This is a genomic window from Mesorhizobium kamtschaticum (assembly GCF_056174585.1).
Map to the genome: position 1 here is coordinate 1,817,101 of NZ_CM149691.1, position 26,618 is coordinate 1,843,718.

The window sequence follows — 26,618 nt, forward strand, 5'->3', positions numbered from 1 at the left end:
GTCAGAAATCCGCCGGCGGATTGGCGGTGCGGCGGTCGAGTTTTATGAACGGCCGCGCCACCACCTTGGCCCGTTTCATCAGCTTCTGATACTGCAGCTCGCGCATGGCGTAGATCTCGACCCAGAGGTCTTCCACCATGGTATCACCATAAGGCCGTGCCAACGAGGCGATGGCGATGTTGCGCTTGGCCATCGGCGACCACATGGCGGCGCTGACCAGTCCAACCTCTTGGGCTTTCTTGTAATAGACGATGGCGTGTTCGGCAGGGATGTTGCCTTCGATCTCCAGCCCGACCAGCACATGGCGCAGCTTGCGTTTGGCGCGCGCTTCGAGGATGGCGCGGCGGCCGTTGAAATGCCCCTTTTCCGGATCGATCATGAAGCCGAGGCCGATCTCGTCGGGCCTGCGCAACCGATCGGCGCGGATGGCGTGCTCGGCGGTGGTAAAGTCGGCATTGGCAACGATCAGCCCAGCCTCGAGCCGCGCGCGGTTGAGCGCGGTGTAGCCGATGGCACGGATGCCGCGCAGTTCGCCCGCCGCCATCAGCCGGTCCCACAGGCTCAACGCCTTGCCGGCCGGCACGAACAGTTCGTAGCCGAGATCGCCGGTGAAGCCGGTGCGCGATATGGTGACGGTGCCGCCATCATGGGCAAACTCGGCGAGGTCGAAGATCTTCAATTCCTCGACGCCGGCGAAGCCGGCATCGCGCAGCACGGCAAAAGAGGTCGGCCCTTGCAGGGCGAGGCCGGCGACGGCCTCGGTTTCTTCCTCGACAGTGACGTTGAAACCGATAGCGCTGTCGAGCAGCCAAGGCAGATGCCGCTCCTGCGAGCACAGGCGGAAGTGTGTCGGCGACAGGCGAAACAGCGTGCCGTCATCAAGGACAAAACCCTCATCGTCGCACCATGCCGTGTAGTGGACGCGGCCGGGCCTGAGCTTGGTGACATCGCGCAAAGTAATCCGATCGAGGAAGGCTTCGGCGCCCGGCCCCTCGATCCGGTATTTGGTCATCGGCGAGATGTCGAACAGCGCCGCCTGGCTGCGGATGGCGAAATATTCGAGCTCCTCGTCCCACAGCGAATGCGGCGCGCGGTAGCCGGCCCAATTGTACCAGTCCTGGGTTTTGGCCAGCGCATCGATACGTGGCTGGAACGGCGTGCCGAGGCGCAGCGTGCAGAAATGGGATTGCGCGGCGATGCGGGCGGAAACAGCCGCATTGGCTGTTTTTGCAACGGGCTTCTTCCTGGTTACCTGAGCCATGACCTATCCCTTCATCGCAATGATGCGTCGTGCGGCATTGAGCCCTGGTGCACCGGAGACGCCACCACCGGGATGCGAACCGGCGCCGGCCAGGAACAGCCCTTCCAGCGGCGTGTCGTAGCCCGACCAGCCTGAGACCGGGCGCGAGATCAGCATCTGGTCGGCCTGCAATTCGCCGTGGTGCCAGTGGCCACCCGGCATGCGGTAACGCGCCTCGATATCGGCCGGCGTCAGAAGCTCGGCGTGGACAACGCTCTTGCCGATGCCAGGCGCGTAAGCCTCGAGCTGCGCCATGATTGCCTTGAGGAATTTCGGCTTACCGGTGTCCCAGCCCTCTTTCAGCGCATAGGGCGCGTATTGCACCACCGCCGACAGCACACAGGCGCCGCCGGGTGCGAGCGACGGGTCGGCGAGCGAGGGCAGCGTGATCTCCATCAACGGCTCGGGTGAGAATTCGCCATATTTGCACGGGTTGAAAGCGCGCTCGACATGATCGGGCGAGGGCGCGATGACCAGCCGGCCCTTGTGGCCGGCGGCATCGGCGCCGGTGAATTGCGGCGGCCGGTCGAGCGCCAGATTGAGCTTGGCGGCATCGCCCTTCATGCGGATGTTTTTCACCTTGCGCACGAAGCCGGTGTCGATCTCGCGCGGTCCGACAAGGTCGAGGAAGGTGGTTGCCGGGTTGATGGCAGAGACTACAGTCCTGGCGCGCAGTTCCTCGCCAGTGTCGAGCACGACACCGATGGCGCGGCCTTTCTCGACGATGATTTTTGCCACGGCAACCGACGTGCGGATGACGACGCCGGCCTTCTCCGCCGCAGCGCGAATGGCAGCGACGACCGCGCCCATGCCGCCTTGCGGCACGATCTGCGCACCGGCCGCTCCGCCGGTCTCGCCGGCGAGGCGATAGTAGAGGCCGAGCAGCGAGGTCGGCGAGCGAGGGCCGAGATGGCTCCCGAGCGTTGCGTCGAAGGCGAGCAGGCCCTTCAGCCTGATATCGGCAAGCTGCTCGTCGAGCAGGTCGGCGACGTTCATCAGCAGCACGCGCAGGAAGTCGCGCATGTCTTCCTTGCCGAGCTTTTCAGCGCCAGCGCGGTTTGGCCTAGTGAAGCGGTCTCGAGCAGCGACATGCCGGCAAGATCGGGCGGCCGGCGGGAGAGGAAGGGCTTCAGGATGCCGGCATAGCGCAGCAACTGCGCGCGCAAGTCTTTCCAAGCCGATTGTTCCGAAGAGCTGGCGCCGGTCAGAACCTCGCCATAGACGCCATGCAGCATAAGCGACGGACCATCCCTGGACAGGGCAACCGACGGCAGGAAGTCGGGACGCGCAAATTGCAGCCCGTGCTTCTCCAACTCCAGCGTCTTCACCACATCGGGATGCAGACGGTTCAGCAAATGAGCGATAGCGGAGACTCGAAAACTCGGCGCGAACTCTTCGGTGCGCGCGGCGCCGCCGACTTCGTTGCCGGCCTCCAGAACCAGCACCTTGCGGCTGGCTTTGGCCAGCGTGGCAGCGGCGACGAGGCCGTTGTGGCCACCGCCAATGACGATTGCATCAAATGACGTCATGGGCCGGGCTCATATGCGAGGTGGATTTGGCAAGATCGCGCAGGATTTCGGCGGCGGCATTGCGGCCGGGCGCGCCCATGACGCCGCCGCCGGGATGGGTCGAGGAGCCGCACATATAGAGCCCACCGACCGGCGAGCGGTACTGCGCGTAGCCCGGCACGGGGCGGTTGAACAGCAGCTGGTCGAAGGTCAGTTCGCCCTGGAAAATGTTGCCCTCGGTGAGGCCAACCTCGGCCTCAATCTCGCGCGGCGTTCGCACTTCCATATGGACGATGCGGTCGCGGAAGCCCGGCGAATAGTCAGCGATCTGCGCAATCACGCTTTCGGCAAAACCATCGCGATCGGCGTCGGTCCATTCTCGGCCGTTCACTTTTGGTGGCGCGTATTGCACGAAGCAGCTCATAAAATGTTTTCCCGGCGGCGCCATGGTCGGGTCGAGCGTCGTCGGGATCACCATGTCGAGGAACGGGTCGGCCGACCAGCGCCCGGCCTTCCAATCGTCATAGGCGCGCTCCATGCGCTCCATCGAATCGGTGAAATGCATGTCGCCGCGATAGACCGGCGAATCCTTCGGCAAAGCCGGGAATTCCGGCAGCGAATCAAGCGCGATGTTGACCTTGCCCGAGGAGCCGCGAATCTTGAAATTCTTCACCCGGCGCAGGAAAATGTCGGGCAGTTCCTTTTCCTCGACCAGCTTCAGGAAGGTGCGTTTCACGTCGGCATTGGAGACGACGAGCTTGCCGTAAATCTCCTCGCCGCCGGCCAGCACCACGCCTTTCGCCTTGCCTCGGTTCACCAGCACATGGTCGACCTCGGCGCCGGTGCGGATGGTTCCGCCCGAGGCCTTGAACGACGCGGCCAGCGCCTTGGTCACTGCCCCCATGCCGCCGCGCGCATAGCCCCAGGCGCCGACCGAGCCGTCGACCTCGCCCATATAGTGATGCAGCAGCACGTAGGCCGTGCCGGGCGACATCGGGCCGAGTGCTGTGCCGATGATGCCGGACAAAGCGAAGTTCGCCTTGATGACATCGGTCTCGAAATATTCGTCGAGGAATTCCGAGATCGACATGGTCCAGAAGCGCAGTGTCAGCGCCATCTCTTCCGCCGACAGGCCGGCGAATTTCTTGCCGAGGTAAAGAAGCTCGCCGAGATCGCGCGGCTTGAGGCTGGTCGGGTCGGGGGCGGTGCGCATCAAGAGCGGCTGGATGAAGCGACACTGCCGCGTCACGTCGCGGGCGTAGCGGTCATAGGCTTCGGCGTCGCGCCTGGAGAAGCGCGCGAATTCACGCCGGTGCGCATCATGGTCGCGGTAGTTGGCGAGGTAGTCGCCGTCGCGGGTGAACACCGCGCCGCCCTCATAGGAAATGACCTGCAGGCCGAAGCGCGGCAGTTCGAGGTCGCGCATGATCTCCGGGCGGAACAGCGAGCAGACATAGGAGCAGTTGGAGTAGAGGAAACCCGGCGTCAGCTCGCGGCTGGTGGCGGCGCCGCCGACCCAGTCGTTCTTCTCGACCACCAGCACGTCGAGCCCTGCGCGCTGCAGATAGCAGGCGTTGACCAGACCATTGTGTCCGCCGCCGATGATGATCGCGTCCCAAGCTTTCATTGTGCCCCAATCTCTTTAGTTCTACGCAATTCTCAGGGAAAACCGCTCGCACTTTTCCTGGAATTGCTCTGTGCGATCCGCTGTTCATTTTTGCGTGATCTGTTCCCGAATGCGCGGAATTTTGCACGGTAACAGCCATTCTGTCCAGTCATACTGAATGAATGTTCAACAAATGATGTTGCGTTTTCCCTGACATGCGCTACGCTTTGCCGACATTCGACAGTGCGCAATATCGGCGATTGGGGACCGAGGGCCGATGATCGAAACGGCAGATGCCGAACCGGAATATGACGACACCGCCATCCGCTTCCTCGAGGCGCTATGGGGCGATGGTTACCTGTCGCCGGGCGGGCCGGAAGAAGTCGACCGGGTGGTCGAAGGGCTTTCGCTCAAAGGCAAGACGATCCTCGATATTGGCTGCGGTTCCGGTGGCATCACCCTGCATCTGGTGGAGCGTCATGGTGCCACCCACGCCACCGGCTTCGATGTCGAGCAGCCGGTGATCGATGCGGCCAGACGGCGAGCAGCAGTGCGTGGTCTGGCGAAGCGCGCCAGCTTCGTTCAGGCGCCACCCGGGCCATTGCCTTTCACCGATCGCTCTTTCGATGTCGTCTTCTCCAAGGACGCGTTGCTGCATGTGCCTGACAAGGACGGCCTGTTCGCCGAAATCTTCCGCGTGCTGAAGCCGGGCGGTGTCTTTGCCGCCTCCAACTGGATGATTGGGCATGACGGCGAACCGTCGCCCGAGATGAAGGCCTATGTCACCGCCGAGGGGCTGTCCTTCGCCATGGCCTCGCCGGCGCGCTATGCGCAAGCGATGCGTGGCGCCGGCTTTGCCGATGTCACCGTCACGGATCGCAATCCCTGGTACCGGGAGGTGGCGCGCGGGGAGCTCGCGCGGCTCAAGGGATCGCTCTACCGCCAAGCCGCAGCAGCGGTCGGCGCGGCCTATGTCGACAAGAACATCAAGACCTGGGAGGCCATGCAGAAGGTGCTTGACAGTGGCGAGCACCGTCCCACTCATCTGCGCGGTTGGAAGCCGGTTGGATAGCCGGTAATGCTGGAGACCGTCACATCCATGAAGACTTCCGAGGCCAAGGACATTCTCGCCGAAACGGCGCGAAAGGGCGATGCCGAAAAGCGCGGCCGCAAGGCTTCGAAGGAGGTCCGTCAGCTGCAGCTGATCGAGGCGACGATCGATTCGCTGGCCAAGCGCGGCTACGCCGAGACGACGATGGCCGATGTCGCTGATGGCGCGGGCCTCTCGCGCGGCATCGTCAACTTCCATTTCGAAAGCAAGGAAAAGCTGCTGATCGCGACGCTGCAGCATATGTATGACGAGTACTCGGCGCATTGGCGCGCCTCCCTGCAGAAGGCAGGCGACGATCCGGCGCGGCAGCTGCAGCAACTGGTGTGGGCCGACTTCGATCGCTCGATCTGCAACAAGCGCAAGCTCGCCGCCTGGCTGGCCTTCTGGGGCGAGGCCAAGTCGCGGCCGACCTACCAGGCGTTGAGCAGTTCGCGCGATAATTATTACCAGCAGGTCTTCATCGATCTCTGCACGACGCTCAAGCAGAGCGGCTCGTATGCCTATGAGCCGCAGGTGATGGCGCTGGCGCTGTCGGCCATGCTGGAGGGGCTGTGGCTGCGGCTGATGATGGGGACCGAGGACACAACGCGCGAAACAGCCTTGCAGGCGGCCAACGCTTTTTTGGCCGCTGCCTTCCCGAAGCATTACGGTTAGCAACAGCCGGCCGCCAAGACCGGCAAGACCAAAAGAGGATGGAACAGCATGAACAAACTTAGCCGACGCCTGACATTGACATTGGCGCTGGGCGGCGCGCTTGCGGCTTCGGCGGCAGCGTTCGCCGTCGCCGCCGACAAGGACCTGATCGTGTTCGACTGGTCCGGTTATGAGGACCCGAGCTTCCACCCGAAATATGTCGAGAAGAACGGCGATTCACCGACCTTCGCCTTCTTCGGCGACGAGGACGAGGCGTTCGAGAAGGTGCGCTCCGGCTTCAAGGCCGATCTCGGTCACCCCTGCTCGCAGAGCGTGACGAAGTGGCGCGAGGCAGGTCTGCTGCAGCCGCTCGACACCTCGAAGATATCGGGATGGAAGGACCTCAATCCCGGCATCATGGCGATGAAAAATCTCGCCACGACCGAAGACGGCAAGGCGTGGTTCATGCCGTGGGACTGGGGCAACACGCAGCTCACCTACAACTCCTCCAAGATCGACGCCAAGGATGTGCAGTCGCTGAAGGCCTTCGCCGATCCGAAGTTCAAGGGCCGGGTGTCGATCGGCGACAATGTCGATGACGCCTATGCGCTGGCGGCGCTTGCCATCGGCATGAAGGACTGGACCACGATGACGGACGACCAGTTCAAGCAGGCGTCCGACTTCCTGCGCCAGGTGCACAAGAATGTCCGTTCCTACTGGACCGACACCACCGATATCGTGCAGCTGTTGAGCGGCGGCGAGGTCGACCTCGCCTGGGCCTGGAACGACGCGACGGTGCAGTCCGTCAAGGCAGGTGTGCCGATCAAGTCGGTAAAGGATACCAACGAAGGCATCTCGACCTGGGTCTGCGGCTATGTGCTGTTCAAGGACGCGCCAGGCAACATCGACAAGGCCTACGATTATCTGAACGCCGTCAACGATCCGGAGACCGCCAAGGTGCTGGTCAAGGACTGGGGCTATGGCCAGGCCAATGCCAAGGGCATGGCCGGCGTCGATCCGGCGATCTTGAAAGAAAAGGGCTATGACGACGTGCAGAAGTTCGTCGACAAGACGCTGTTCCAGTCGCCGTTGCCGTCCGACCTCAAGCTGAAGATGATCGCCGAATTCGAGAAGATCAAAGCAGGCTATTGATCTCGTCCCGACTGCCCGTCCGCTCGCCGATAGAGCGGGCGGACGGGCCTCGCCAAAACGGATGATTTCTCCTAACCTCGCAGCAGCTTTTTCGCGACGGGGGAGTTTCGCCATGACGCCAATGCTACGCCGCCTTGCGCTTGCCGCAGCGTGTGTGATCGGCGCAGGCGCGGTCTATGCCTGGGCGGAAGGCGGCGGCGATCTCGTGGTGTTCGACTGGTCCGGCTACGAGGATCCGCTGCTGCATCCCGCCTACACCGCCAAACACGGCGCAGAGCCGACCTTCGCCTTCTTCGGCGACGAGGACGAGGCCTTCGAAAAGATGCGGGCGGGCTTCAAGACCGACATTGCGCATCCCTGTTCGCAAAGCGTGGCGAAATGGCGTGACGCCGGCCTGCTGCAGCCGCTCGACACCTCCCGGATTGCCGGCTGGAAGGATCTCAATCCCGGCATCATGGCGATGAAGAACCTCACCACCACGGCCGACGGCAAGGCCTGGTTCATGCCGTTCGACTGGGGCAATACGGCACTGCTCTACCGCACCGACAATGTGACGGCTCAAGAGGCGCAGTCGCTGCGGATCCTGGCCGATCCGAAATTCAAGGGCCGCGTCACCATCGGCGACAATGTTGACGATGCCTACGCGCTGGCGAGCCTGGTCATCGGTCTCAAGGACTGGACCAAGATGACCGACGCGCAGTTCAAGGACGCGTCCGATTTCCTGCGCCAGGTGCACAAGAATGTCCGACTCTACTGGACCGACTCGAGCGACATCGACCAGGCGTTTTCCGGCAACGAGGTCGATCTCGCCTGGGGGTGGGGCCAGACACTGATCGCGATGAGCGGGCAAGGTGTTCCCGTCGCCATGAACCGCGATACCAAGGAAGGCATGTCGACCTGGGTGTGCGGCTACGTGCTGATGAAGGACGCGCCGGGCAAACTCGACCAGGCCTATGATTTCCTGAGCGCGGTCAATGCGCCTGATATTTCGAAATACATGGTGACGACGTTCGGCTACGGCCACGGCAACAGCGCCGGCATGGCCGCGATCGACCACAAGGTGCTGGCCGAGCGCGGCTTCGACGACATCGACAAGTTCCTCGACAAGACGCTGTTCCAGCAACCGGTCGCGCCCGAGCTGAAGAAACGCATGGTCGACGAGTTCGAGAAGATCAAGGCCGGCTATTGACGAGCGAACTGGAAAGAGCCGACGTCGTCATCGTCGGTGCCGGCTTCACCGGCCTGTCGGCGGCGCTTGAGCTGAAGCAGGCCGGCATCGATTTCCTGTTGCTCGAAGCACGCGACCGCGTCGGCGGGCGGGTCGAGGCGATCCGCAACGGTCTTGGCGAGCGCATCGACAGCGGCGGCCAATTCCTGTGCGAGGACATGCCGGAAGTGATGGCGCTGGCGAAGGCGCGCGGCAAGACATTCGTCGAAACCTATGTCGAGGGTGATTTCATCACCCATCCGTCGATGTCGGCTAAGGACGCCAAGCGGACCTATCACGGTGCGATGGCGATCCGCGAGCGCATGAACGGCATCGAGCCGGACGATCCCTCGATAGAAGGCATGAGCGTCGCCGCCTGGCTGGAACAGCAGCATGATCCCATCGACGCCAAAACGGCTTTCCGCTCGATGATCGAAGGCCTGTGGTGCCTGCCGATGGACAGGGTGCCGCTCTGGTACCTGATCGACAATGACCGACGCATCACCAACGAGGTGCCGGAGCTGCAATATTCTCTGCGCGAGACGATGCAGTCGCTGGCCGAGGATATTTCTGGTGACCTCGGCGACCAGGTGCGGCTGAATCAGCCGGTCCTGCGCATCGAGCATGGGCCGCAAGGCGTTCGTGTCGTCTCGGCCAACGGCGCGATCGAGGCGCGCCAGGTGCTGGTCGCGCTGCCGCCGGCGACGGCCGCGAAGCTCGATTTCGCGCCCGCTCTGCCGCCGTCTCTCGGGCAGGCGCTTGGCGTCTGGGAAAGCGGCGCGGTGATCAAGATCCTGGTGCGCTATTCCAGGCCGTTCTGGCGCGAGCGGGGCTTGAGCGGCATGGTGATGTGGCGCGATCTGCCGGGACTGTTTGCCTGCGACGCCAGCAAGGATGCAGAGCATGCCGCGCTCGTCGTTTTCATCGGCGGCCCGCTGGCGCTGCGCTGGCGTGCGCTCGACGCGGCGGGGCTGCGTGCGGAAGTGACCATCCGACTGCAGGAAGCCCTCGGGCCGGATGCCGGCGATGTCATCGATTTCAGTTCGCGCGACTGGATGCAGGACCGCTGGAGCGGTGGCGCCTACAGCGACCTCATTGTCGACGTGACGGCGAGGGATGCGGAGCGCACGATTCTTGCCGGTGCACCGCCAGTCCATTTCGCCGCTTCGGAACTGTCGCCGTCATTCCCGGGCTATGTCGAGGGTGCGATCGTTGCGGGACGCATCGCAGCACGCAAGATCGTGGCGCAGCTTCTTAGCTGAGCATGATCTCAGGACAAAACGGGTTCCCGTTTGTCCGACAAAACCGGTTTCCACTTTTGGGGATCATGCTCTAGTCCCCCATCGCCACCAGCGCTTCGGGATCGTAGGCGAGGCGGATCGGGGTGCCGACCGGAATGTCGTCGGCGCCGAAATCGTTGGTCTCGGTCACCGACAGTGGTTTTTCCAGCCCCGGTATCTCGACGATCAGGTGGGTGATCTCGCCGAAATAGTGGCGTTCGACCACCTTGCCGGCGACCTCGAATTTTGCCGTCGCATTGTCCCACAAAACGCGCAGGCGTTCGGGGCGGATCCCCAGCGTGGCGGCGCCGCCATTGCGCACGAAGGCCTTCGGCTTGTCGGTCTTGACGCGGCCGAAGCCCAGTGTGTCGACGACCAGCGAGGTGCCGTTCTCCTCGACGATCTCTGCCTTGACGAAGTTCATGCCGCCGAGGAAGTCGGCGACCTGGCGGTTGACCGGGCGCTGGTAGATTTCCTTGGGCGAGGCGACCTGTGCGATCTTGCCGCCGAACATCACGGCGATGCGGTCTGACATGGCGAGCGCTTCATACTGGTCGTGGGTGACCAGCACAAAGGTGATGCCGACCGCCTGTTGCAGGCGGCGCAGTTCGACCTGCATCTGCTCGCGCAATTTCTTGTCGAGCGCCGACAGCGGCTCGTCGAGCAGCAGCACCTTGGGCCGCATCACCAGGGCGCGGGCGAGCGCCACGCGCTGACGCTGGCCGCCGGACAGTTCTGTCGCCAGACGCTTGCCAAGCCCGGTCAGCGACACCTGTGCCAGCGCCTCCTCGACCCGGCGTTTTTCCTCGCCGCCCTGCAGTTTCAGCCGCTTCAGCCCATAGGCGACGTTCTGCTCGACATTGAGATGCGGGAAGATCGCATAGCTCTGGAACACCATATTGGTCGGCCGGCGGTTGGCCGGGATGCCTTCCATCGGCTGGCCGCCGACGGCGATCGATCCGCTGGTCGGGTTGTCGAAGCCGGCGATCATGCGCAGCAGCGTGGTCTTGCCGCAGCCGGACGGTCCGAGCAGCGAGAAGAATTCGCCCTCCCTGATGGTCAGGGATGCGTCGTCCAGCGCCTTGAACGATCCGTAGCTGCGCGTGACGTTGCGGATCTCGATCATGGCTCGGTCGGATTGGGCCCGATCGGATCGGGGGCGCTCGATCTGCGGCTGTTCAGGCATAGAGGCCTCCCTCGTTCTGGGTGCGTCTGGCCGCGCGGCGACGCAGGATTTCGGCGACGGTCATCAACAGGAAAGAGGCAACCAGCAGCAGTGTGCCCAGTGCCAGCACGCCCGGCAGTTTCGAGGCGAAACGCAACTGGCCCCAGATGTAGATCGGCAGCGTCGCCTCGGTGCCGGTCAGGAAGAAGGCGATGATGAACTCGTCGAGCGAAATGGTGAAACAGACGAGCAGGCTGGAGATGATCGCCGGTGCCACCATCGGCAGCGTGACGCGCCGGAAGGTGCCGAAGGCGCTTTCGCCGAGATCGGCGGAGGCTTCCTCCAGGCTGCGGTCGAAGCCTTCGAAGCCGGAGGTCAGCACCGTCATCGAATAGGGAATGCAGACCAGCACGTGGCCGAGCACGACGGTGAACAGCGACAGGCTGAGGCCGAGCTGCAGCATCACCAGCAGCATCGAGATGGCGACGATCACCTCGGGCAGCACCAGCGGCGCCATGATCAGGCCGTTGATGGTGCGGCGGCCGGGGTAGCGATAGCGGGTGATCGAGCGGGCGGCGAGAATGCCGAGCACGGTGGCGAGAACCGAGGCGGAGACGCCGACTTTCAGGCTGTTCCAGGCGGCGTCGAGCAGGGCCGGCGTGTGTGGCAGGTCCGCATACCATTGCAAGGTGAAGCCGGTGAGTGGGAATTTCGGTGTTGGCGCCGTGTTGATCGAGAAGATCGGCAGGAAGATGACAGGCAGATAGAGGAAGACGACATAGAGGAACGCATAGACGGACAGCCAGCCGCCCGACAGGAAACGCCGCGCTCTCATCGGGCCAGCCTCTGCAAAGCGCGGATGATCAGCACGGTGGCGCCGGCCATCAGGGTGACAATCAGCATGGTGGTGACGGAAAGGGCGGCACCGAGTGGCCAGTTGGCCGCCTTGCCGAATTGCGCCTGGATGGCGTTGGCGATCATGACGCCGTCCTTGCCGCCGACAAGCTTCGGCGTGACGTAATCGCCAACGGTCGGGATCATGACGATCAGCGCCGCCGAGATGACGCCCGGTGCCGACAGCGGCAAGGTCACACGCAGGAATGAGCGCAAGGGACCATCGCCGAGATCGGTGGCCGCTTCGACCAGCGTACGGTCGACCTTTTCCAGCGAGACGAAGATCGGCAGGATGGCGAAGGCCGCCCATGCGTGGGTGAGGGTGATGATGACGGCGCTTGAATTGTAGAGCAGCGCCGTCGACGGCTCGTCGATGATGCCAAGGCCCATCAGGCCGGAATTGAGCACGCCATTATAGCCGAGAATGACCTTCCACGACATCACGCGCAGGAGATAGCTGGTCCAGAACGGGATGGTGATGAGGAACAGCCACAGGCTCTTGTGACGGCCGCCATGGAAGGAAATGAAGTAGGCGATCGGGTAGGCGAGGATGACGGTGAACAGGCTGACAGTCAGCGAGATGTAGAGCGAGCGCCAGAGGAGATCGCGGTAGATCGGCTCGGTCAGCGCGACGCGGTAATTCTCCAGCGTGAAGGTGCGGTCGATGGTCAGGTAGTGCTGCGTCCAGAAGGAGTGGGCGATGACCACCAGGATCGGCAGGACCAGCAGGATGAGGGCGTAGAGAAAGGTCGGACTGATCAGGGCAAAGCCCTGGACGGGTTCGGATTGCAGAAGGGCATTTCGTCTGGCCCGCGTCATGCGCCACGGGGGCGACCCTTCCACAGCCGCCGTCATTGCCAGACTCCGGAGGGCAGGGCTCCGGGCGTGATCTCGGTTGCGGGCTTGGACTTTTCCGCCATGCGGCATCCCATTGTGCTGACGCCGACTGTCGTTCCCCTTGCCGGCTTTCTTTCATCATGCGCGCATCCGTGGATTGAAATCAAGCGCTATTTCTGAGATATTGATTGAACGGACATTCAAAATTAGGTGAAGAAAGCCGCCATTTCCGGCATTTGCAGCAGAATTTGATGACCGAGAAAAATTCGACAGAGATGTGGAGACGACAATGGCTGCGGTGAGAGACCTGAAGGCGACCGAACTGGCAACGCTTGGGGATGGCGATGCCGTTGAACTGGCCAAGCGCCATCTTATCCAGCCGTGGCCCTACGCTGGTTCCGTCGGTGCGGAAGCACGTGCACTGATCGGCGAAGGTGACGGCATCTACATCACCGACAACACCGGCAAGCGGCTGATCGACGGACCGGCCGGCATGTGGTGCGTCAATGTCGGCCACCGCCGCGAGGAGCTGGCCAAGGTGATGTACGACCAGGCGATGGCGCTGTCTTACAACACGCCTTGGTACACGATGAACGCGCCGTCGGCGGAACTTGCCATGCGCATCGCCGGCCATGCGCCGGGCGATCTCAGCCATGTCTTCTACACCACCGGCGGCTCTTCGGCCGTGGAGACAGCGCTGCGCTTCATGCAATTCTACAACAATGTACGCGGCCGGCCGGAAAAGAAGCTGATCCTGTCGCGCGGCGGCGCCTATCACGGCTCGACCTATCTGTCGGCCTCGCTCAACGGCCGCCCGCGCGACCGCGACTGGATGGACGGCGCCGACGAGCTGGTGATCAAGCTGTCCTCGCCCGATCCGTTCCGCCGTCCGCACGGTATGAGCCTTGCCGCCTTCGCGGATTTCCTGGTCGACCAGTTCCGCGACACGGTCGCCCGCGTCGGCGCCGACAAGATCGGTGCTTTCGTCGGCGAGCCGGTGCAGGCATCGGGAGGCGTCGTGATCCCGCCGGACGGCTATCTCAAGCGCATCCGCGAGATCTGCCGCGACAACGACATCCTCTATGTCTCCGACGAGGTGGTGACGGGCTTCGGCCGGCTTGGCCATGTCTTCGCCTCGGGCGACGTGTTCGGCATCGATCCCGACATGATCACCTTCGCCAAGGGCGTCACCTCAGGCTATTTCCCGCTCGGCGGCGTCATCATCTCGGAACGGCTGCTGGAAGAGTTGCGCCGGTCGAACCATCCCGACGCCATGTTCGGCCATGGCCTGACCTACACCAGCCACCCGGTCGGCTGTGCCGTCGCGTTGAAGAACCTCGACATTCTCGAAGACAGCGTGCTTGCACATACGCGCGAGGTCGCGCTCTATTTCCAGGCGCAACTGAAGACGCTGGAGGAATTGCCGCTGGTCGGCGAGGTGCGCGGCGTCGGGTTGATGGGCTGCGTCGAATGCGTGGCGGACCGGGAAAGCAAGGATCCGTTGCAGCTCGACAAGGATGTCGGCAAACGCATCGACGCCCATTGCCATGAGCTCGGCCTGCTGGTGCGGCCGCTGATCAACATGTGCGTGATGTCGCCGCCGCTGATCATCACGCGCGAGCAGATCGACGACATGGTCGGCATTCTGCGCGAGGGTATTTCGCGGACTATGGATGATCTCAGGAAAGAGGGCGTGTGGCGGGGGTGAGGCTTCTTCCTTCTCCCCGTTTCACGGGGAGAAGGTGCCCAAGGAGCGGATGAGGGGCGGCGCTAGCGTTGGTGATTGGCTGTGCATGAGGACTTCATCCCTCTAAGGCGATGACCTCACCGGCCGGCGCAGCGCCGGCTTACAAGATTTCAGTCGAAGATAGCTTTCTGAGCTTGAGGGCAAGCCAATCGCGAGACGTTGGCGCCGCCCCACATCCGCCCTTCGGGCACCTTCTCCCCGTGGAACGGGGAGAAGGTGGAAGTTCTATCCCCGCGACCTCAGCGCGTCGTTCAGATTCCACATGTCCTTCTCGTCGGGCGCGGTCTCCAGGCCGAGCACCGGCAGCATCTTGCGCAGATGGTCGTGGTGGGTACGCACGCCGTATTCGAGGTCGGAGAGATAGAAGCCCTCGAAGGCCTCGGACAGCATGGATTCGTTCGACCACACGGAAAGCTGCACGTCTTCCGACATGGTGTCGCGGTCGATGCGGAAGGACAGGTATCTAGCGGCTGCCTGCTCGCGGCTTTCGTCGCGGTAGCGGTAGATGGCGCCGCGCAGCAGGGTCTCACCCGTCGACAGCGGAAACTCCTGATAGAACTGCACCGATTCCGGCATCACCGAAATGACCGCATTGGGGAAGATGCCGTAATAGACCCAGGCCTTCTTCAGATAGTCCGGCAGATGCGTCGGCTCGGGCGCGATCTTGACGTAGTTCTTGACGCTCCAGCGGCGGCCGGCATGCGGGTTGTAGGTGGCGAAGGAGCGTGACACGCCGTTGATGAAGGGTTCGTCGAAATAGGTGGCGCCATAAAGATCCTGCAGGGCAGGATGCGCCATGGCGACGTGATAGCCCTCATTGTCGACATCGCGCACCGACTTCCAGTTGACCGGGGTCTTCTGGCTCCAGATGCCCCAGGATGGCACCATGTCGGCGGCATTGTAATGCGCGAATTCGGGCTCGATCGGCTTCATCAGCTCGGCGACCGAAGGCTGCGGTCCGCCATTGCGGAAGCGGATGAAGATAAACCCCATCCAGACTTCGAGGTCGAGTTGCATCAGGCCGAACTCGGTCTTGTCGAGGTCGGGGAAGGAGCGCGGGCGTGCAGCGCCGCGCAGCGTGCCGTCAAGATTGTAGACCCAGCCGTGGAACGGGCACACCAGCGCGTTCTTGCAATTGCCCTGGCTGTCGGCGACGACGCGGCTGCCGCGGTGGCGGCACATGTTGTTGAAACCACGCACGACGCCATCCTTGCCGCGCACGATCAGGGCACGCTCGCCGACCACGTCCATGGTCAGATAGTCGCCGGCGTTGGGCACGTCGCTGACATGGCCGACGATCTGCCAGTGGTTGCGGAAGACATGCTCCTTCTCGAGCTCGAGCAGGGCATCGGAATGGTAACTCCAGCCCGGTAGTCCCCGCCGGTCCCAATCGTTGGGGATCGCCACGTCACGGAGGTGCGGGTTCATAAAACGTCTCTTCTTTTTGTTGAATAATCATTCAATAAAATCATATTTTGCATTGAAATGCAATGGCTTGTGAAAATACGAAGGAATCCAAGGCGGGTTCTTTGGATCGCCCGTGGTGGAATTCGATACGGCTGTTGCCTAAGAAAATCGCGGAGAATCCGGGTGTTAGCGCCAGTTCCGAAATGTTGTACCGAGCGATTTCACGAAGCGTGCGAGTTGAAGAACAGGACGCCTCGCCGGACCCGAAAACGCGCGCCCCGCTTGGCCTGATCGGCTGTTCGGCAGGTGCTTGGGTCGGGATCACCTGACGGAAGTCGATCCGGGATTCGCTTGCTTCGGCAAAATGCGAGCTGGAATGACCGATTCTGCCCGGTCTTGCCCGATAACGCCGTTTCAATATGGTTACATTGCCGGCTCTGCGCCAATTTTGTGCTGTTACAAAGCGCGATTAAGTTCGTTTCATCATCAAAAAGAAACGCAGCGAAGGGGAAGGCAATGCATGCGAAAGTCGAGATCATCAGCAGCGAACACCGCCTCCAGGCTCCAGAGCGCGCTCACCGCCGCCCGAAGCTGGCCCTGCGCCAGCGCGCCAGCGACCACCCCATGGCCATGTTCATGGCGCTGGCTGCTTGCGCCTTCGCCGGTATGGCGTTCACGCCGACGGTTGGCCCGGCCTTCGCTTCGCTAAATCCGCCGGCCAACGTCGTTGACGGGGCGCCGACGACAATCAAGACCGCTCGCCTGCCGATGCCGGCGCTCGACTTCGCCTGCAGGGGCAGGCCTGGGGTGCCGAGAGCGTTGATTGCCTGCGCGCTATCGCCGAGCAGTCCGGAACGCACAAGACCCGTGCGATCCGCATGATCGCCAATGCCGCGCCGCTGACCAACACGCCCAACATTTTCTAATTTTTGTCGAAGCGTGATCCCGAAACCGGTTCCCTCTTCGGGATTGTGCTCTGACCTCCCCGAGCGCTCCTCCAGCGCTCCATTCAGCTCCCGCCGCTCGTCGGTCGGGAGCTTCTTTTATCCTTTCAACGCGGCCTGTTCGGCAATGGTTGAAAGCACGCTGCGCACATCGAGCGTGCTGAACGGCTTTTCCAGGATCTGCGGCCGCTGCGGCGCCGACAAGGCTTCGATTTCAGCCTTGGCGCCGATCAGATCGCCGGTGACCAGCACGAAACGCCGTGCGAGGTCGGGCCTTTCGGCCAGCAGTTCGCGGTAGATGGCCATGCCTGATATGCCCGGCATGCGCAGGTCCGAAAAGACGATGTCCGGCGGCATGTGGCCGCCCAGGGTGGCGGCGCCCGATTCCCAGACAGGGGCAATCCGCGACTTGATGCCCATCAGTTCGAGAATGTCGGACAAGGAGCCGGCGACGTCAGGCTCGTCGTCAATGATCAGGGCGTGACGCAGGCCGCTCGAGCGTGGCTGGGCTTCGCCGGCGGCGGCGATGCCAGCCGAAATGGCCGGCAACTGGACGACGAAACGCGCGCCTCTGGGCAGCACTTCCTCGAACCAGACATTGCCATTGTGCCGTTCGATGATCGATTTCGAGATCGACAGGCCAATGCCGGTGCCGACGCCGACCGGCTTGGTGGTGAAATAGGATTCGAAGATCCGGTTGCGGATCGCTTCGGGAATGCCGGGCCCATTGTCCTCTACCGAGAAACCGGGTTTGCCCAGATCGCTGCGGAAAGTCCGCACCTTGATCAACCGGTCGCCGGCAACACCGGCCAGCGCGTGCTGGCTGTTGATGAGGAAATTGGCTGCCACCTGCGTCACGTGGTCGGCATCCGCCATGGCCAGTAGCGGACCCGGCGCGAAATCGGTATCGATGATGATGCCGCTCGAGCGCGCGCCGTAGGCGGTGACCTCGAGTGCGGCGCGGATCACCTGATTGAGGTCGGTCTCGGCCTGTGCCGCCGGATGGAGCCGGACCATCGACAGGAAGCTCTTGACGATGCGGCCGCAGCGCTCGGCGGCGGCACGCACCTTCTCGGCGCGAACCTTGGTCTGTGGGTCGGAGGCGAATTCGTGCAACAGCGTCGATTGCGCCACCACCACCGCCAGTGGGTTGTTGAGCTCGTGCGAGACGCCGGCGAGGAGCGAGCCCATCGCCGCCATCTTCTCGTTCTGATGCAGCTTCTCGCGCTGCCGGTTGATCTCTTCCTCGGCGCGCAGCCTGTCGCGCAGGTCGCGGATCGAGCCGAAGATCAGGCGGCGGTCGGCGACCCGCATTTCGGTCGCCGTCAACTCGATCGGGAACACCTCGCCGGCGGCATTCTGCGTCACGGTCTCGAGCCGCTGGCCGACCATCGGCGCGCCGCGGCCCGACATGTAGTCGGCGCCCGAGGAGTAGCCCTTGCGGTAGTATTCCGGCACAACGGTGTCGAGCAGGTCCTTGCCGAGGATGTCGCTGCGTTGGAAGCCGAACATCTTTTCGGCGGCAGGATTGAATTCGATGATCGATCCGGCCTCGTCGATGACGATGATGGCGTCGAGCGAGGCCTGCAGCATGGTGCGGCGGATCACCTCGCTGGCATGGGCGTCGGAGGGCGAGTGTTCGATGGCGTCGCCGATGGCGAGCGCGATGATGTGCAGCGTTGCCTCTTCCTCGTCGGTCCACTCGCGCTCCTCGACGCAATCATTGACGGCGAGTGTGCCCACAGATGGCCGTGCGCGAAGACCGACACCGACAGGAACGACTTGATGCTCTGCCTTTCGAAATCGGTTCTCAGGAACCCTTCGAGATTGCGCGTATGTCCGGCGAAGATCTTGCCCTGCCGTTCGTCCTCGGCCACGCGCTCCAGCAGCGGATCGGAGTTGACGATCGACTGCATGATGACGGTCGGTGAGGCCAGTTCCCCGCCGAAATCGGGGTCGATCCAGTAGGCGGACACCGACTGGGCAAAACCCTGGCCGGGCAGCTCGCGCAGGCGGAACAGGATGCCGCGCTGGCATTCCATGGCGCGGCACAGCGTTTCCAGTATGCCTTCCATCTCGCGTTGCCAGTCGCCGGCTTCGCGCAGCCGGCGAACGACGCGCACGGCCGCCATCGCCGCGCCCTGTCTGAAACCCTGTGTATCCGCGCTTGTTGCGTCGCCCGTCATTTTCAGCCGTCATTCCAAAGTCATGCCAATTCGGTCGGGCCAATCCGATCAGCCCAATTCGATCGGCGAGCAACGGCTGTGAACCTGAGACCCCGTGGGCCTGGCGCTCAGTTGCTGTCGCCGGTCGGCAACGAGAAGATATAGCCTTCACCGCGCACCGTGCGCAGGAATTTCGGGTTGGCCGGATCGGCCTCGATCTTCTTCTCAGGCGCATGATGCGGATGTCGACGGCGCGCGACGATTCCGGATCCTCGGTGAAGCCGATGGCCTCCGAGATCGCGGCGCGCGTCAAAAGCCGGTTGGCGCGGGTCAGGAAAACCTCCAGCACATCGAATTCGCTCTTGGCCATGTCGATTACGGCGCCGTTGACGCCGGTGACCAGCCGGCCGTCAAGATCGGCCTGGAACGGGCCGAAGGCGACGGAACGGCGGTCCGTTCTGGCTTTCTTGTTGAGCAGCTCCGTTGGCTCTGGAACGCGGCGCAGCACGCTGCGCACCCTCGCCAGCACTTCGCGCAGTTCGTATGGCTTGACGATATAGTCGTCGGCGCCGAGTTCCAACCCGACAATGCGGTCGAGCGCAGTGCCGGCGGCGGTCGCGTAGATGATGCCGATCGGCATTTTCGAGCGCAGCCAGCGGCCGAGCGACAGCCCATCCTCGCCCGGCATGGCGATGTCGAGAATGGCCAGATGGAAGGATTGAGTTTCGATCAGGCTGCGCGCGGCGGCCGCGGTTTCCGCGGTCGCCACATCATAGCCGGCGGCGCCGAGATATTCGGCAACCGCGTCCCTCAGGTCGGGCTCGTCCTCGACGATAACAATTCTTGCCCGCACGATGCCCTCGCTCCCACTTTCAGTGGAAAGTAGATTGGGTATAAACATGATGTCCAGCACTCATATCCGGTTGCAAGGGAACGGTTGGAAAACATGGCCGCACGAGCCGTCATTGCGCTTGTTTCCGTCGCCGAGGTGGTGGCGACCGAACTTGCCGACCATCTCGAGCGGCGAGGCCATGATGTGCGCCAGGCGCGGCAGCCCTGGGAGGCGGAATCGCTGCTGGCGGGCGGGGGCATCGACGTCGTCGTCGTTGGTGACAGTCTCAGCCAGGCGGACGGGCGGGATCTGCTCAGGCGTTATGGCGGCCAAGGCGGGGGCGGCGGGGACGGGCCCGATTTCATCCTGATCTGCCGGCCGGCGGATCTCGTCGACAAGGTGCTGGCGCTCGAACTGGGTGCGGCCGACGTTGTCGAAAGCCCGCTCAATGTCAGGGAATTGGCAGCCCGGGTCGGCGGCCTGCTTTCGCGGCGCGGCAGGGGTACCCAGGAACTGATCGTGCTGGAGAACGCTACCGTCGATTTGAGATCGGCGATCGTCATGCACCGCTCCGGCACGGAGGAACAGCTTTCGCCCGGTCAGGTGGCGCTGCTCAGGCTGTTCTTGGCGAGCCCCCGCAAGGTGCTGACGCGTGACGACATCATCGCCGCCGCACCGGCCGAGAACGCCGACGCCTTCGATCGCTCGATCGATTCGCGCATCGTGCGGCTGCGCCGCAAGCTCGACACCGAAACCATCACCACCATACGCGGCACCGGCTACCGGTTCGATCCGCCGCAGCAATTCGCCGACTAAAGGCTGGACACGCGGGCTATCTTTCTGGCTGAGCATCGGATGTTCCAACGCACCGACGCTCCCGAAACTCAGCGTACCACCAGCAACGACGGACCCGATGGCATGTCACTGGCCATGGCGATTTCGTTCGCGTGGGCGCGGTCCTTGAGGAGAACGGTGGCAAGAGCGGCAAAGCCGAGCAGGCCTTGCGCATAAAGCAGTGCGGAAAGCACCGAGGCCGCGAATTTCGTTTTCATCGTTCCAACTCCCAGAAATGCCAAGTCTTCAAAATGTGTCGCGGGTCGCTTCAGGAAACTCCCGAAGTGCCCGCGCCGCCCACGGAGCCCCCCGCAGCGGCGCGGGCCTTCGGTCCTCTCGGCAGCAAGTTGCCGGAGGGGCCGCGCAATGCCAGCAACCGTAGGCCAACCCGCCAGAGGGCCTTCAATCGGGCGATGCGCAGGCTGGAAACAATCCAGACCGAGGCGGAAAACAGAGCGACTTGCAGGATCGAGATTTCATTCGAACCATCGCCGCGAGCCGTGCCACAGGGCCGCCGGCCACTGTGCCGACACCGCCGATGACTGCTGCCGCGATGCTGATCCTGAAGAGCCAGGACCGTGTGTTCGTTTTCGTTCCCGTGGTCGTTGCCGTCTGCTTTCGTTGCGTCAACTTTGCTTCCGGCCCGTATCCGGATCATGCCGCCCGAAGCAGCGTTTTGTTGCAGGTTGGTTTCGAGATTGAGCTCTACCCTTTCATATAAGGGGTATTCGAACTTTCGTTTCGCGGGAGATACCTATGTGCCGCATCCCATCCCCGTTTTGCGGGTGAGGCCGCTGCCGCTGTGACCACCTGCCTATTAACCAGAGGAAACAGATTCGAAACACAAACGAGCATTTCGCGAAATCTCTTCGAAACATGCCACAGCGATAAGCCACTCATCGAATTGGGAGCCGGCCGAACCGGCAGAGAGAGGGGACATCATGCACACCACCATTTCCGCCAAGCTCATCAACATCACCGCCGCCGCGCTCACGGGTGCAGCACTTCTGTTCGGCGCCAACGCAGCGCACGCCGCCAACAAGATCGTGGCGCGGGTCTCGCTTTCCCAGCAGATCATGGAGGTCTCGGTCGATGGCCGGCCGACTTTCGCCTGGAAGGTTTCCACCGGCGACCGGGCGCATGTGACGCCGACGGGTTCGTTCAAGCCGACACGCATGCATGAGATGTGGTATTCGAGGAAATACGACAACGCGCCGATGCCACACTCGGTGTTCTTCAGCGGCGGCTACGCGGTGCACGCCACTTATGCGATCAAACGCCTCGGCCAGCCGGCCTCGCATGGCTGCGTGCGGCTGCATCCCGACAATGCCGCCGATTTCTACCAGCTTGTCGAGACCTTCGGGCCGGCCAACACCAGCATCGTCATCGTCAAGTAGCAGGCTGGGAACGGGCCGGTTTACTGCCGCGCCTGTTCAGGACTCCCGCCGGAACATTCCGGCGGTATTGAGCACCGCTCAAACCGGCGGTATCGAGCGCAGCCAAAAAAAGAGGCCGGGATTTTCCCGGCCTCTTTTTGTCTTCGGTTTTCTATCAGTCCTGCAGTGCCGGCATCAATTTCGGATCCGGCTTTTCCGCGTGAAGCGGCAGGTCCTTGCTGGCGATGAAGGTATAGAACATGGGCACGACGAACAGCGTGAACATGGTCCCGACCAGGATGCCGGTGAAGATGACCAGGCCCATCGAATAGCGGGCCGCCGCACCCGCGCCGCTCGACGTGATCAGCGGCACGACGCCAAGCGCCATTGCCGCCGTCGTCATCAGGATCGGCCGCAGCCGCACCTTGGCCGAGGCGATGATGGCGTCACGCCGCCGCATGCCATGCGCCTCGCGCTGCTGGTTGGCGAATTCGACCAGCAAGATGCCGTGCTTGGTGATAAGGCCGATCAGCGTGATCAGACCCACCTGCGTGTAGATGTTGAGCGTGCCGAGGCCCAGATTGAGCGGCACGATGGCGCCGAAGATCGACAGCGGCACCGCCATCATGATGATCAGCGGGTCGCGGAAGCTTTCAAACTGCGCCGCCAGCACCAGGTAGATGACGATGACCGCCGCTCCGAAAGCGATCAGGATGGTGTTGCCCTGTTCCTTCTCTTGCCGGGACTGGCCGGAATAGTCGATGAAGAAGGTGTCGGGTAGGCTCTCCCTGGCAATATCCTCGAGGACTTTCAAACCATCGCCCGTGGTGACACCGGGCAGCGGCAGCGCGGAGATGGTCGACGAATTAAGCTGGTTGAACTGTTCGATTGCCGCCGGCGACGCATTGTTCGAAATCTTCACAACGGCCGACAGCGGCACCATCTCGCCCGTCACGCTGCGCACGAAATATTCGCCGAGCCTTTCGGGGTTGTCGCGGAATTGCTGCGGCACCTGCGGAATGATGTCGTAGCTGTTGGAGTCGCGATCGAACTGCGCCACTTCGGCGCCGCCAACCAGCAGCGTCAGCGTGCGGCCGATATCGGCGATCGGCAGGTTGAGTGCGGCGGCGCGGTCGCGATCGATGGTGACCGTCACCTGCGGCGAGTCGTAAGACATCGAGTTCTGCACGACGATGAAGCGGCCGGAGGCCTGCGCCTTGTTCTTGATCTGCTCGGCTGCCTGATACACTTCCGCGGAATCGCCGGTCGAGCGCACCACCAGGGCGATCGGCAGGCCGCCACCGGAGCCCGGCAGTGTCGGCGGTGCGAAGACGAAGGCCTGGACACCCGCCACCTTGGCGATACGAGCCGTGATGTCGGCCTGCAGCTCCTTCGAATTGCGCTTGCGCTCCGCCCAATCCTTGAAGGCAAAGCCGACGAAGGCGCTGTTCGTGGAGCCACCAAAGGCGACGGCCGAGAACTGCGCCCGCGTTTCGGGAATATCCCTCACCAGGCCGAGCATCTGGTTCACATAGGTTTCGGTATAGTCCGATGTCGCATAGGTCGGCGCCGTCACCAGCGACAGCAGGAAACCCTGGTCTTCTTCCGGCGCCAGCTCGCTCGAGGTCTTGGTGAACATGAAGCCGGTCACGCCGACGAGCGCCAGCACGATGATCAGCGTCAAAGGGCGATAGTTCAGCGAGCCTGTGACTGCTCGCTCATAGACGTGCTCGACCCGCGCAAAAATGCGGTCGACGATGCGCTGGAAACGGCCGGGCGTGCCGGCCTTCAAGAGGCGCGCCGACATCATAGGGGTGATGGTGATAGCAATGACGCCCGACAGCACGACAGAGCCGGCGAGCGTGACCGCGAATTCGCGGAACAGCGCGCCGGTGAGGCCGCCGGTGAAGGCCAGCGGCGCGAACACGGCGGCCAGCGTCATGGTCATGGCGACAATGGCCGAGGCGATCTCGCGCATGCCGCTGAACGCCGCCTGCATCGGCGACATGTGGTCTTCTTCCATATGGCGGTGGATGTTCTCCACCACCACGATGGCGTCATCGACGACAAGGCCGATCGCCAGCACCATGGCCAGCAGCGACAGAAGATTGATCGAATAGCCGACCGCAAACAACAGGAAGCAGACGCCGATCAGCGACAGCGGGATGGTGATGATCGGCATCATCACCGAGCGGAACGAGCCAAGGAACAAGAGGATGACGACGACGACGATGGCAACCGCCTCGGCGATGGTCTTGAACACTTCGTCGATCGAGGCGCTGATCTGCCCGGTCGCGTCGTAGACGACCTCGATCGTCATGCCTTTCGGCAACGTCTCCTGAATCTGCGGCACGAGCTTGGTGAGCGCTGCCGCAGTGGTCAGCGGGTTGGCGGCCGGGGTCGGGAAGATGGCGAGGAAGGTGCCGGGCTTGCCGTTGAAGGAGACCCTGGTGTCGGTATTTTCCGCGCCGAGTTCGACGCGGGCGACGTCGCGCAGCCGCACGACATTGCCGTCGGTCGAGCGCAGGGGCAGCTCGGCGAAGGCTTCCGGCGTCTGCAGCGTCGAACGCACGGTGATCGACGAGACGACATATTCATTCTGGGTGTTGCCGGGCGCCGACAGGAAGTTGGAATTGTTGATCGCCGCCAGCACTTCCGACGCCGTGACGCCGCGCGCGGCAAGCTTGATCGGGTCGATCCAGACGCGCATCGAGTATTGCTGGGCGCCGAAGATCTGCACGTCGGCGACACCTTCGACCGTCGACATGCGGGGCCTGATGACGCGCTCGATATACTCGGTCAGCTGCTCCTTCGTCATGTTCGGATTCTGCATCGAGATGTACATCATCGCGAACTGCTGGCCGGTGCCCTTGACGATCACAGGGTCCTTGGAGGCGTCCGGCAAGGTGCCGCGCACGCCCTGGACCTTGGACAGCACTTCGGTCAGCGCCACGTCGGGGTTGGAGCCGAGCTTCATCTGCACCGTCACGGTGCTGGAGGACGGACGGCTGGACGAGGTGACGTAGTCGATGTTCTCGGTCGAGGCGACGGCGCGCGCGATCGGGGCGGAAATGAAGCCCTGGATCAGGTCGGCGCTGGCGCCCGGATAGGCCGTCGTGATGGTGATCGCGGTTTCGTCAACCTTCGGATACTGCCGGATCGACAGGTTGAAGATGCCCTGGAAACCCAAGAGCAGGATCATGCAGGCAAGGACCGTCGACAGGACGGGCCGGCGAATGAAGAGATCGGAAAAGCTCATTGTTCGTCGGCCTGCTTGTTCGCCGATTTGGTCGGGTCGATCGTGTTGTCGACGCTGACGGACATGCCGTTGAAGAGACGGTTCTGACCGGCGGTGACGACTTCCTCGCCAGCCTTCAGCCCTTCGACGATCTCGACCATGCCCAGATTGCGGCGGCCCGGCTTGACGAAGACCTGCGACAGCACCAGCGCGGGCTTGTCGCCTTCCGCCGCCGGCTTGGCCGGGTCGGCCGCGGGCTTGGTGGTATCAGAATCGGCCTTGTCCGCTGGCTTGGCAGCATCAGCGGCAGGCTTCATCGCATCGGCTGCCGGTTTCATGGCATCCGCAGGCTTGGCATCCGCGGGCTTGGCGCCCGCCGGTTTGTCGCTTGCGGCGGCGGACTGTGCCGGGGCGGCCACGGCGGGCTTGGCCGGCTGCACGACGAAAATAAAGTCGCCATAGAGGCTGGTGGTCAGTGCCGTCTGCGGCAGCGACAGCACATTCTGCTCCTCGGGCAGTTCGACACGCACCTGCACGAACTGGCCAGGGGTGAGCTTGCCATCGGGATTGGCGACTTCGGCCCGGATGTTCACCAGCCGGCTGGACGGGTCGATCTTGGGGTCGATGCCGCGAATGGCGCCGGCGAACGGCATGTCCGAGCCGCTCAAGCCCAGCCGAACCGTCTGACCGATCTTGAGCAGCGGCAACTGCTGTTCGGGAACCGAGAAGTCCACTCGCATCGTGTCGAGATCCTGCAGCGTCACCACCGAGGTGCCGGGCGACAGATATTGGCCAAGGTCGATCTTCGGGATGCCGACGGTGCCGGCGAAGGGCGCCGTCAGTTGCTTCTGGTCGAGCACTGCCTGCAGCCTGGTGACCTGGGATGCCGAAGCGGACGCCGCCGCCCGCGCGCTGTCCAGTGTCGAGTCGGAACCGACACCGCGCTTGGTCAGTTCGATGGCGCGGGTCAGCGACGTCTGATCGAGCGCGGCCTGCGCTTTCTGTGCGTCGAGATCGGCGCGCTCGACAGCGTCGTCGAGCTGCAGCAGCACCGCATTAGCCGCCACTTTCTCGTTGGCGTGGAAGGGGATTTCCTTGACGATACCGGCGGTCTCAACCGTCAGGTCGACACCGCGCACGGCTCGCACCGTACCGATCGCCTCGACGCCCGGCGTCCAGCTCGACGGCTTGGCAATGGTTGTCGACACCGTTGCAGCCGGCGGCTTCATGGTGGCGAAATACTGCTTGATCATGCTGTCGCGGAAGAAGTTGAACCAGACAATGCCACCGACCACGATGGCGAGCACAGCCAGGACGACAATGATGAGAAAGAAACGAAGTATGCGCTTGAACAAGGAAGTCCCCTCAGTCGAAATCCGGCG

General features: G+C 63.0%; 17 protein-coding genes and 4 pseudogenes. 9 read left to right on the forward strand and 12 right to left on the reverse strand.

Annotated features, from left to right (window positions below; all coding sequences use genetic code 11):
• Position 1: 1 nt before the first annotated feature.
• The 3 genes and pseudogenes from AC0V7N_RS08965 to AC0V7N_RS08975 form a co-directional block, all read right to left on the reverse strand.
• Positions 2-1,261, reverse strand: a complete 1,260-nt coding sequence (locus AC0V7N_RS08965) for an aminomethyl transferase family protein (RefSeq protein ID WP_475456552.1) — start codon at positions 1,259-1,261, stop codon at positions 2-4.
• Positions 1,262-1,264: 3 nt separating this feature from the next.
• Positions 1,265-2,829: pseudogene (locus AC0V7N_RS08970) on the reverse strand (phytoene desaturase family protein).
• Positions 2,816-4,435 carry a phytoene desaturase family protein gene (locus AC0V7N_RS08975; protein ID WP_258588995.1) on the reverse strand — a complete coding sequence of 540 codons (1,620 nt, stop codon included), beginning with the start codon at positions 4,433-4,435 and terminating at the stop codon, positions 2,816-2,818. The pseudogene AC0V7N_RS08970 and the gene AC0V7N_RS08975 overlap by 14 nt, the downstream one beginning before the upstream one ends.
• A gap of 256 nt (positions 4,436-4,691) precedes the next feature.
• On the opposite strand from AC0V7N_RS08975, the gene AC0V7N_RS08980 reads away from it, so the two are divergent.
• The 5 genes from AC0V7N_RS08980 (at position 4,692) to AC0V7N_RS09000 (ending at position 9,779) form a co-directional block, all read left to right on the forward strand.
• Positions 4,692-5,486: a methyltransferase domain-containing protein gene (locus AC0V7N_RS08980; protein WP_475456556.1), complete on the forward strand. Its 795-nt coding sequence runs from the start codon at positions 4,692-4,694 to the stop codon at positions 5,484-5,486.
• Positions 5,487-5,492: 6 nt separating this feature from the next.
• Entirely contained in the window at positions 5,493-6,179 is a 687-nt protein-coding gene (betI, locus tag AC0V7N_RS08985; RefSeq protein WP_475456558.1) for a transcriptional regulator BetI, read from the forward strand.
• A gap of 48 nt (positions 6,180-6,227) precedes the next feature.
• A complete protein-coding gene (locus tag AC0V7N_RS08990; protein ID WP_475456560.1) occupies positions 6,228-7,310 on the forward strand; it encodes an ABC transporter substrate-binding protein in 1,083 nt (360 codons plus the stop codon).
• A 112-nt stretch (positions 7,311-7,422) separates the two neighbouring features.
• Positions 7,423-8,499 carry an extracellular solute-binding protein gene (locus AC0V7N_RS08995; protein ID WP_475456562.1) on the forward strand — a complete coding sequence of 359 codons (1,077 nt, stop codon included), beginning with the start codon at positions 7,423-7,425 and terminating at the stop codon, positions 8,497-8,499.
• A complete protein-coding gene (locus AC0V7N_RS09000; RefSeq protein ID WP_496627795.1) occupies positions 8,496-9,779 on the forward strand; it encodes an FAD-dependent oxidoreductase in 1,284 nt (427 codons plus the stop codon). Before AC0V7N_RS08995 ends, AC0V7N_RS09000 begins: the two co-directional genes overlap by 4 nt.
• 70 nt (positions 9,780-9,849) lie before the next feature.
• Here the strand turns inward: AC0V7N_RS09000 and AC0V7N_RS09005 are convergent, their stop codons facing one another.
• From AC0V7N_RS09005 to AC0V7N_RS09015, 3 genes are read right to left on the reverse strand one after another with little or no spacing between them, the layout of a single operon-like run.
• The gene (locus AC0V7N_RS09005) at positions 9,850-10,923 is read right to left on the reverse strand and encodes an ABC transporter ATP-binding protein (RefSeq protein ID WP_475460255.1); all 1,074 of its coding nucleotides are present in this window, start codon (positions 10,921-10,923) and stop codon (positions 9,850-9,852) included.
• 52 nt (positions 10,924-10,975) lie between these two features.
• Entirely contained in the window at positions 10,976-11,797 is an 822-nt protein-coding gene (locus AC0V7N_RS09010; RefSeq protein WP_475456566.1) for an ABC transporter permease, read from the reverse strand.
• Entirely contained in the window at positions 11,794-12,711 is a 918-nt protein-coding gene (locus tag AC0V7N_RS09015) for an ABC transporter permease (RefSeq protein ID WP_258589003.1), read from the reverse strand. The genes AC0V7N_RS09010 and AC0V7N_RS09015 overlap by 4 nt, the downstream gene beginning before the upstream one ends.
• A gap of 271 nt (positions 12,712-12,982) precedes the next feature.
• Between AC0V7N_RS09015 and AC0V7N_RS09020 the strand changes: the two genes are divergently transcribed.
• Positions 12,983-14,401, forward strand: a complete 1,419-nt coding sequence (locus AC0V7N_RS09020) for an aminotransferase (RefSeq protein WP_475456568.1) — start codon at positions 12,983-12,985, stop codon at positions 14,399-14,401.
• 264 nt (positions 14,402-14,665) lie between these two features.
• Here AC0V7N_RS09020 and AC0V7N_RS09025 read toward each other — a convergent pair whose 3' ends face one another.
• On the reverse strand, positions 14,666-15,868 hold the full coding sequence (locus AC0V7N_RS09025; protein WP_475456570.1) for an aromatic ring-hydroxylating oxygenase subunit alpha: 1,203 nt from the start codon (positions 15,866-15,868) through the stop codon (positions 14,666-14,668).
• 495 nt (positions 15,869-16,363) lie between these two features.
• Between AC0V7N_RS09025 and AC0V7N_RS09030 the strand changes: the two are divergent.
• Positions 16,364-16,773: pseudogene (locus AC0V7N_RS09030) on the forward strand (hypothetical protein).
• 117 nt (positions 16,774-16,890) lie between these two features.
• Here AC0V7N_RS09030 and AC0V7N_RS09035 read toward each other — a convergent pair.
• Together AC0V7N_RS09035 and AC0V7N_RS09040 are read right to left on the reverse strand one after the other, a co-directional pair.
• Positions 16,891-18,977, reverse strand: a pseudogene (locus AC0V7N_RS09035) (PAS domain S-box protein).
• A 107-nt stretch (positions 18,978-19,084) separates the two neighbouring features.
• Positions 19,085-19,857: pseudogene (locus tag AC0V7N_RS09040) on the reverse strand (response regulator).
• 45 nt (positions 19,858-19,902) lie between these two features.
• Here AC0V7N_RS09040 and AC0V7N_RS09045 point away from each other — a divergent pair.
• A complete protein-coding gene (locus AC0V7N_RS09045) occupies positions 19,903-20,604 on the forward strand; it encodes a winged helix-turn-helix domain-containing protein (RefSeq protein ID WP_475456575.1) in 702 nt (233 codons plus the stop codon).
• A gap of 68 nt (positions 20,605-20,672) precedes the next feature.
• Here AC0V7N_RS09045 and AC0V7N_RS09050 read toward each other — a convergent pair whose 3' ends face one another.
• Positions 20,673-20,840, reverse strand: coding sequence for a hypothetical protein (locus AC0V7N_RS09050; RefSeq protein ID WP_475456577.1), 168 nt, complete (start codon positions 20,838-20,840; stop codon positions 20,673-20,675).
• Between the two features lie 723 nt (positions 20,841-21,563).
• Here AC0V7N_RS09050 and AC0V7N_RS09055 point away from each other — a divergent pair.
• Positions 21,564-22,019 (forward strand): L,D-transpeptidase family protein, encoded by a 456-nt coding sequence (locus AC0V7N_RS09055; protein WP_496627796.1) that lies wholly within the window; start codon positions 21,564-21,566, stop codon positions 22,017-22,019.
• Between the two features lie 154 nt (positions 22,020-22,173).
• Here AC0V7N_RS09055 and AC0V7N_RS09060 read toward each other — a convergent pair whose 3' ends face one another.
• Both AC0V7N_RS09060 and AC0V7N_RS09065 read right to left on the reverse strand, forming a co-directional pair.
• On the reverse strand, positions 22,174-25,257 hold the full coding sequence (locus tag AC0V7N_RS09060) for an efflux RND transporter permease subunit (protein ID WP_475456583.1): 3,084 nt from the start codon (positions 25,255-25,257) through the stop codon (positions 22,174-22,176).
• Positions 25,254-26,591 carry an efflux RND transporter periplasmic adaptor subunit gene (locus AC0V7N_RS09065; RefSeq protein WP_475456585.1) on the reverse strand — a complete coding sequence of 446 codons (1,338 nt, stop codon included), beginning with the start codon at positions 26,589-26,591 and terminating at the stop codon, positions 25,254-25,256. Before AC0V7N_RS09065 ends, AC0V7N_RS09060 begins: the two co-directional genes overlap by 4 nt.
• Between the last annotated feature and the right edge of the window lie 27 nt (positions 26,592-26,618).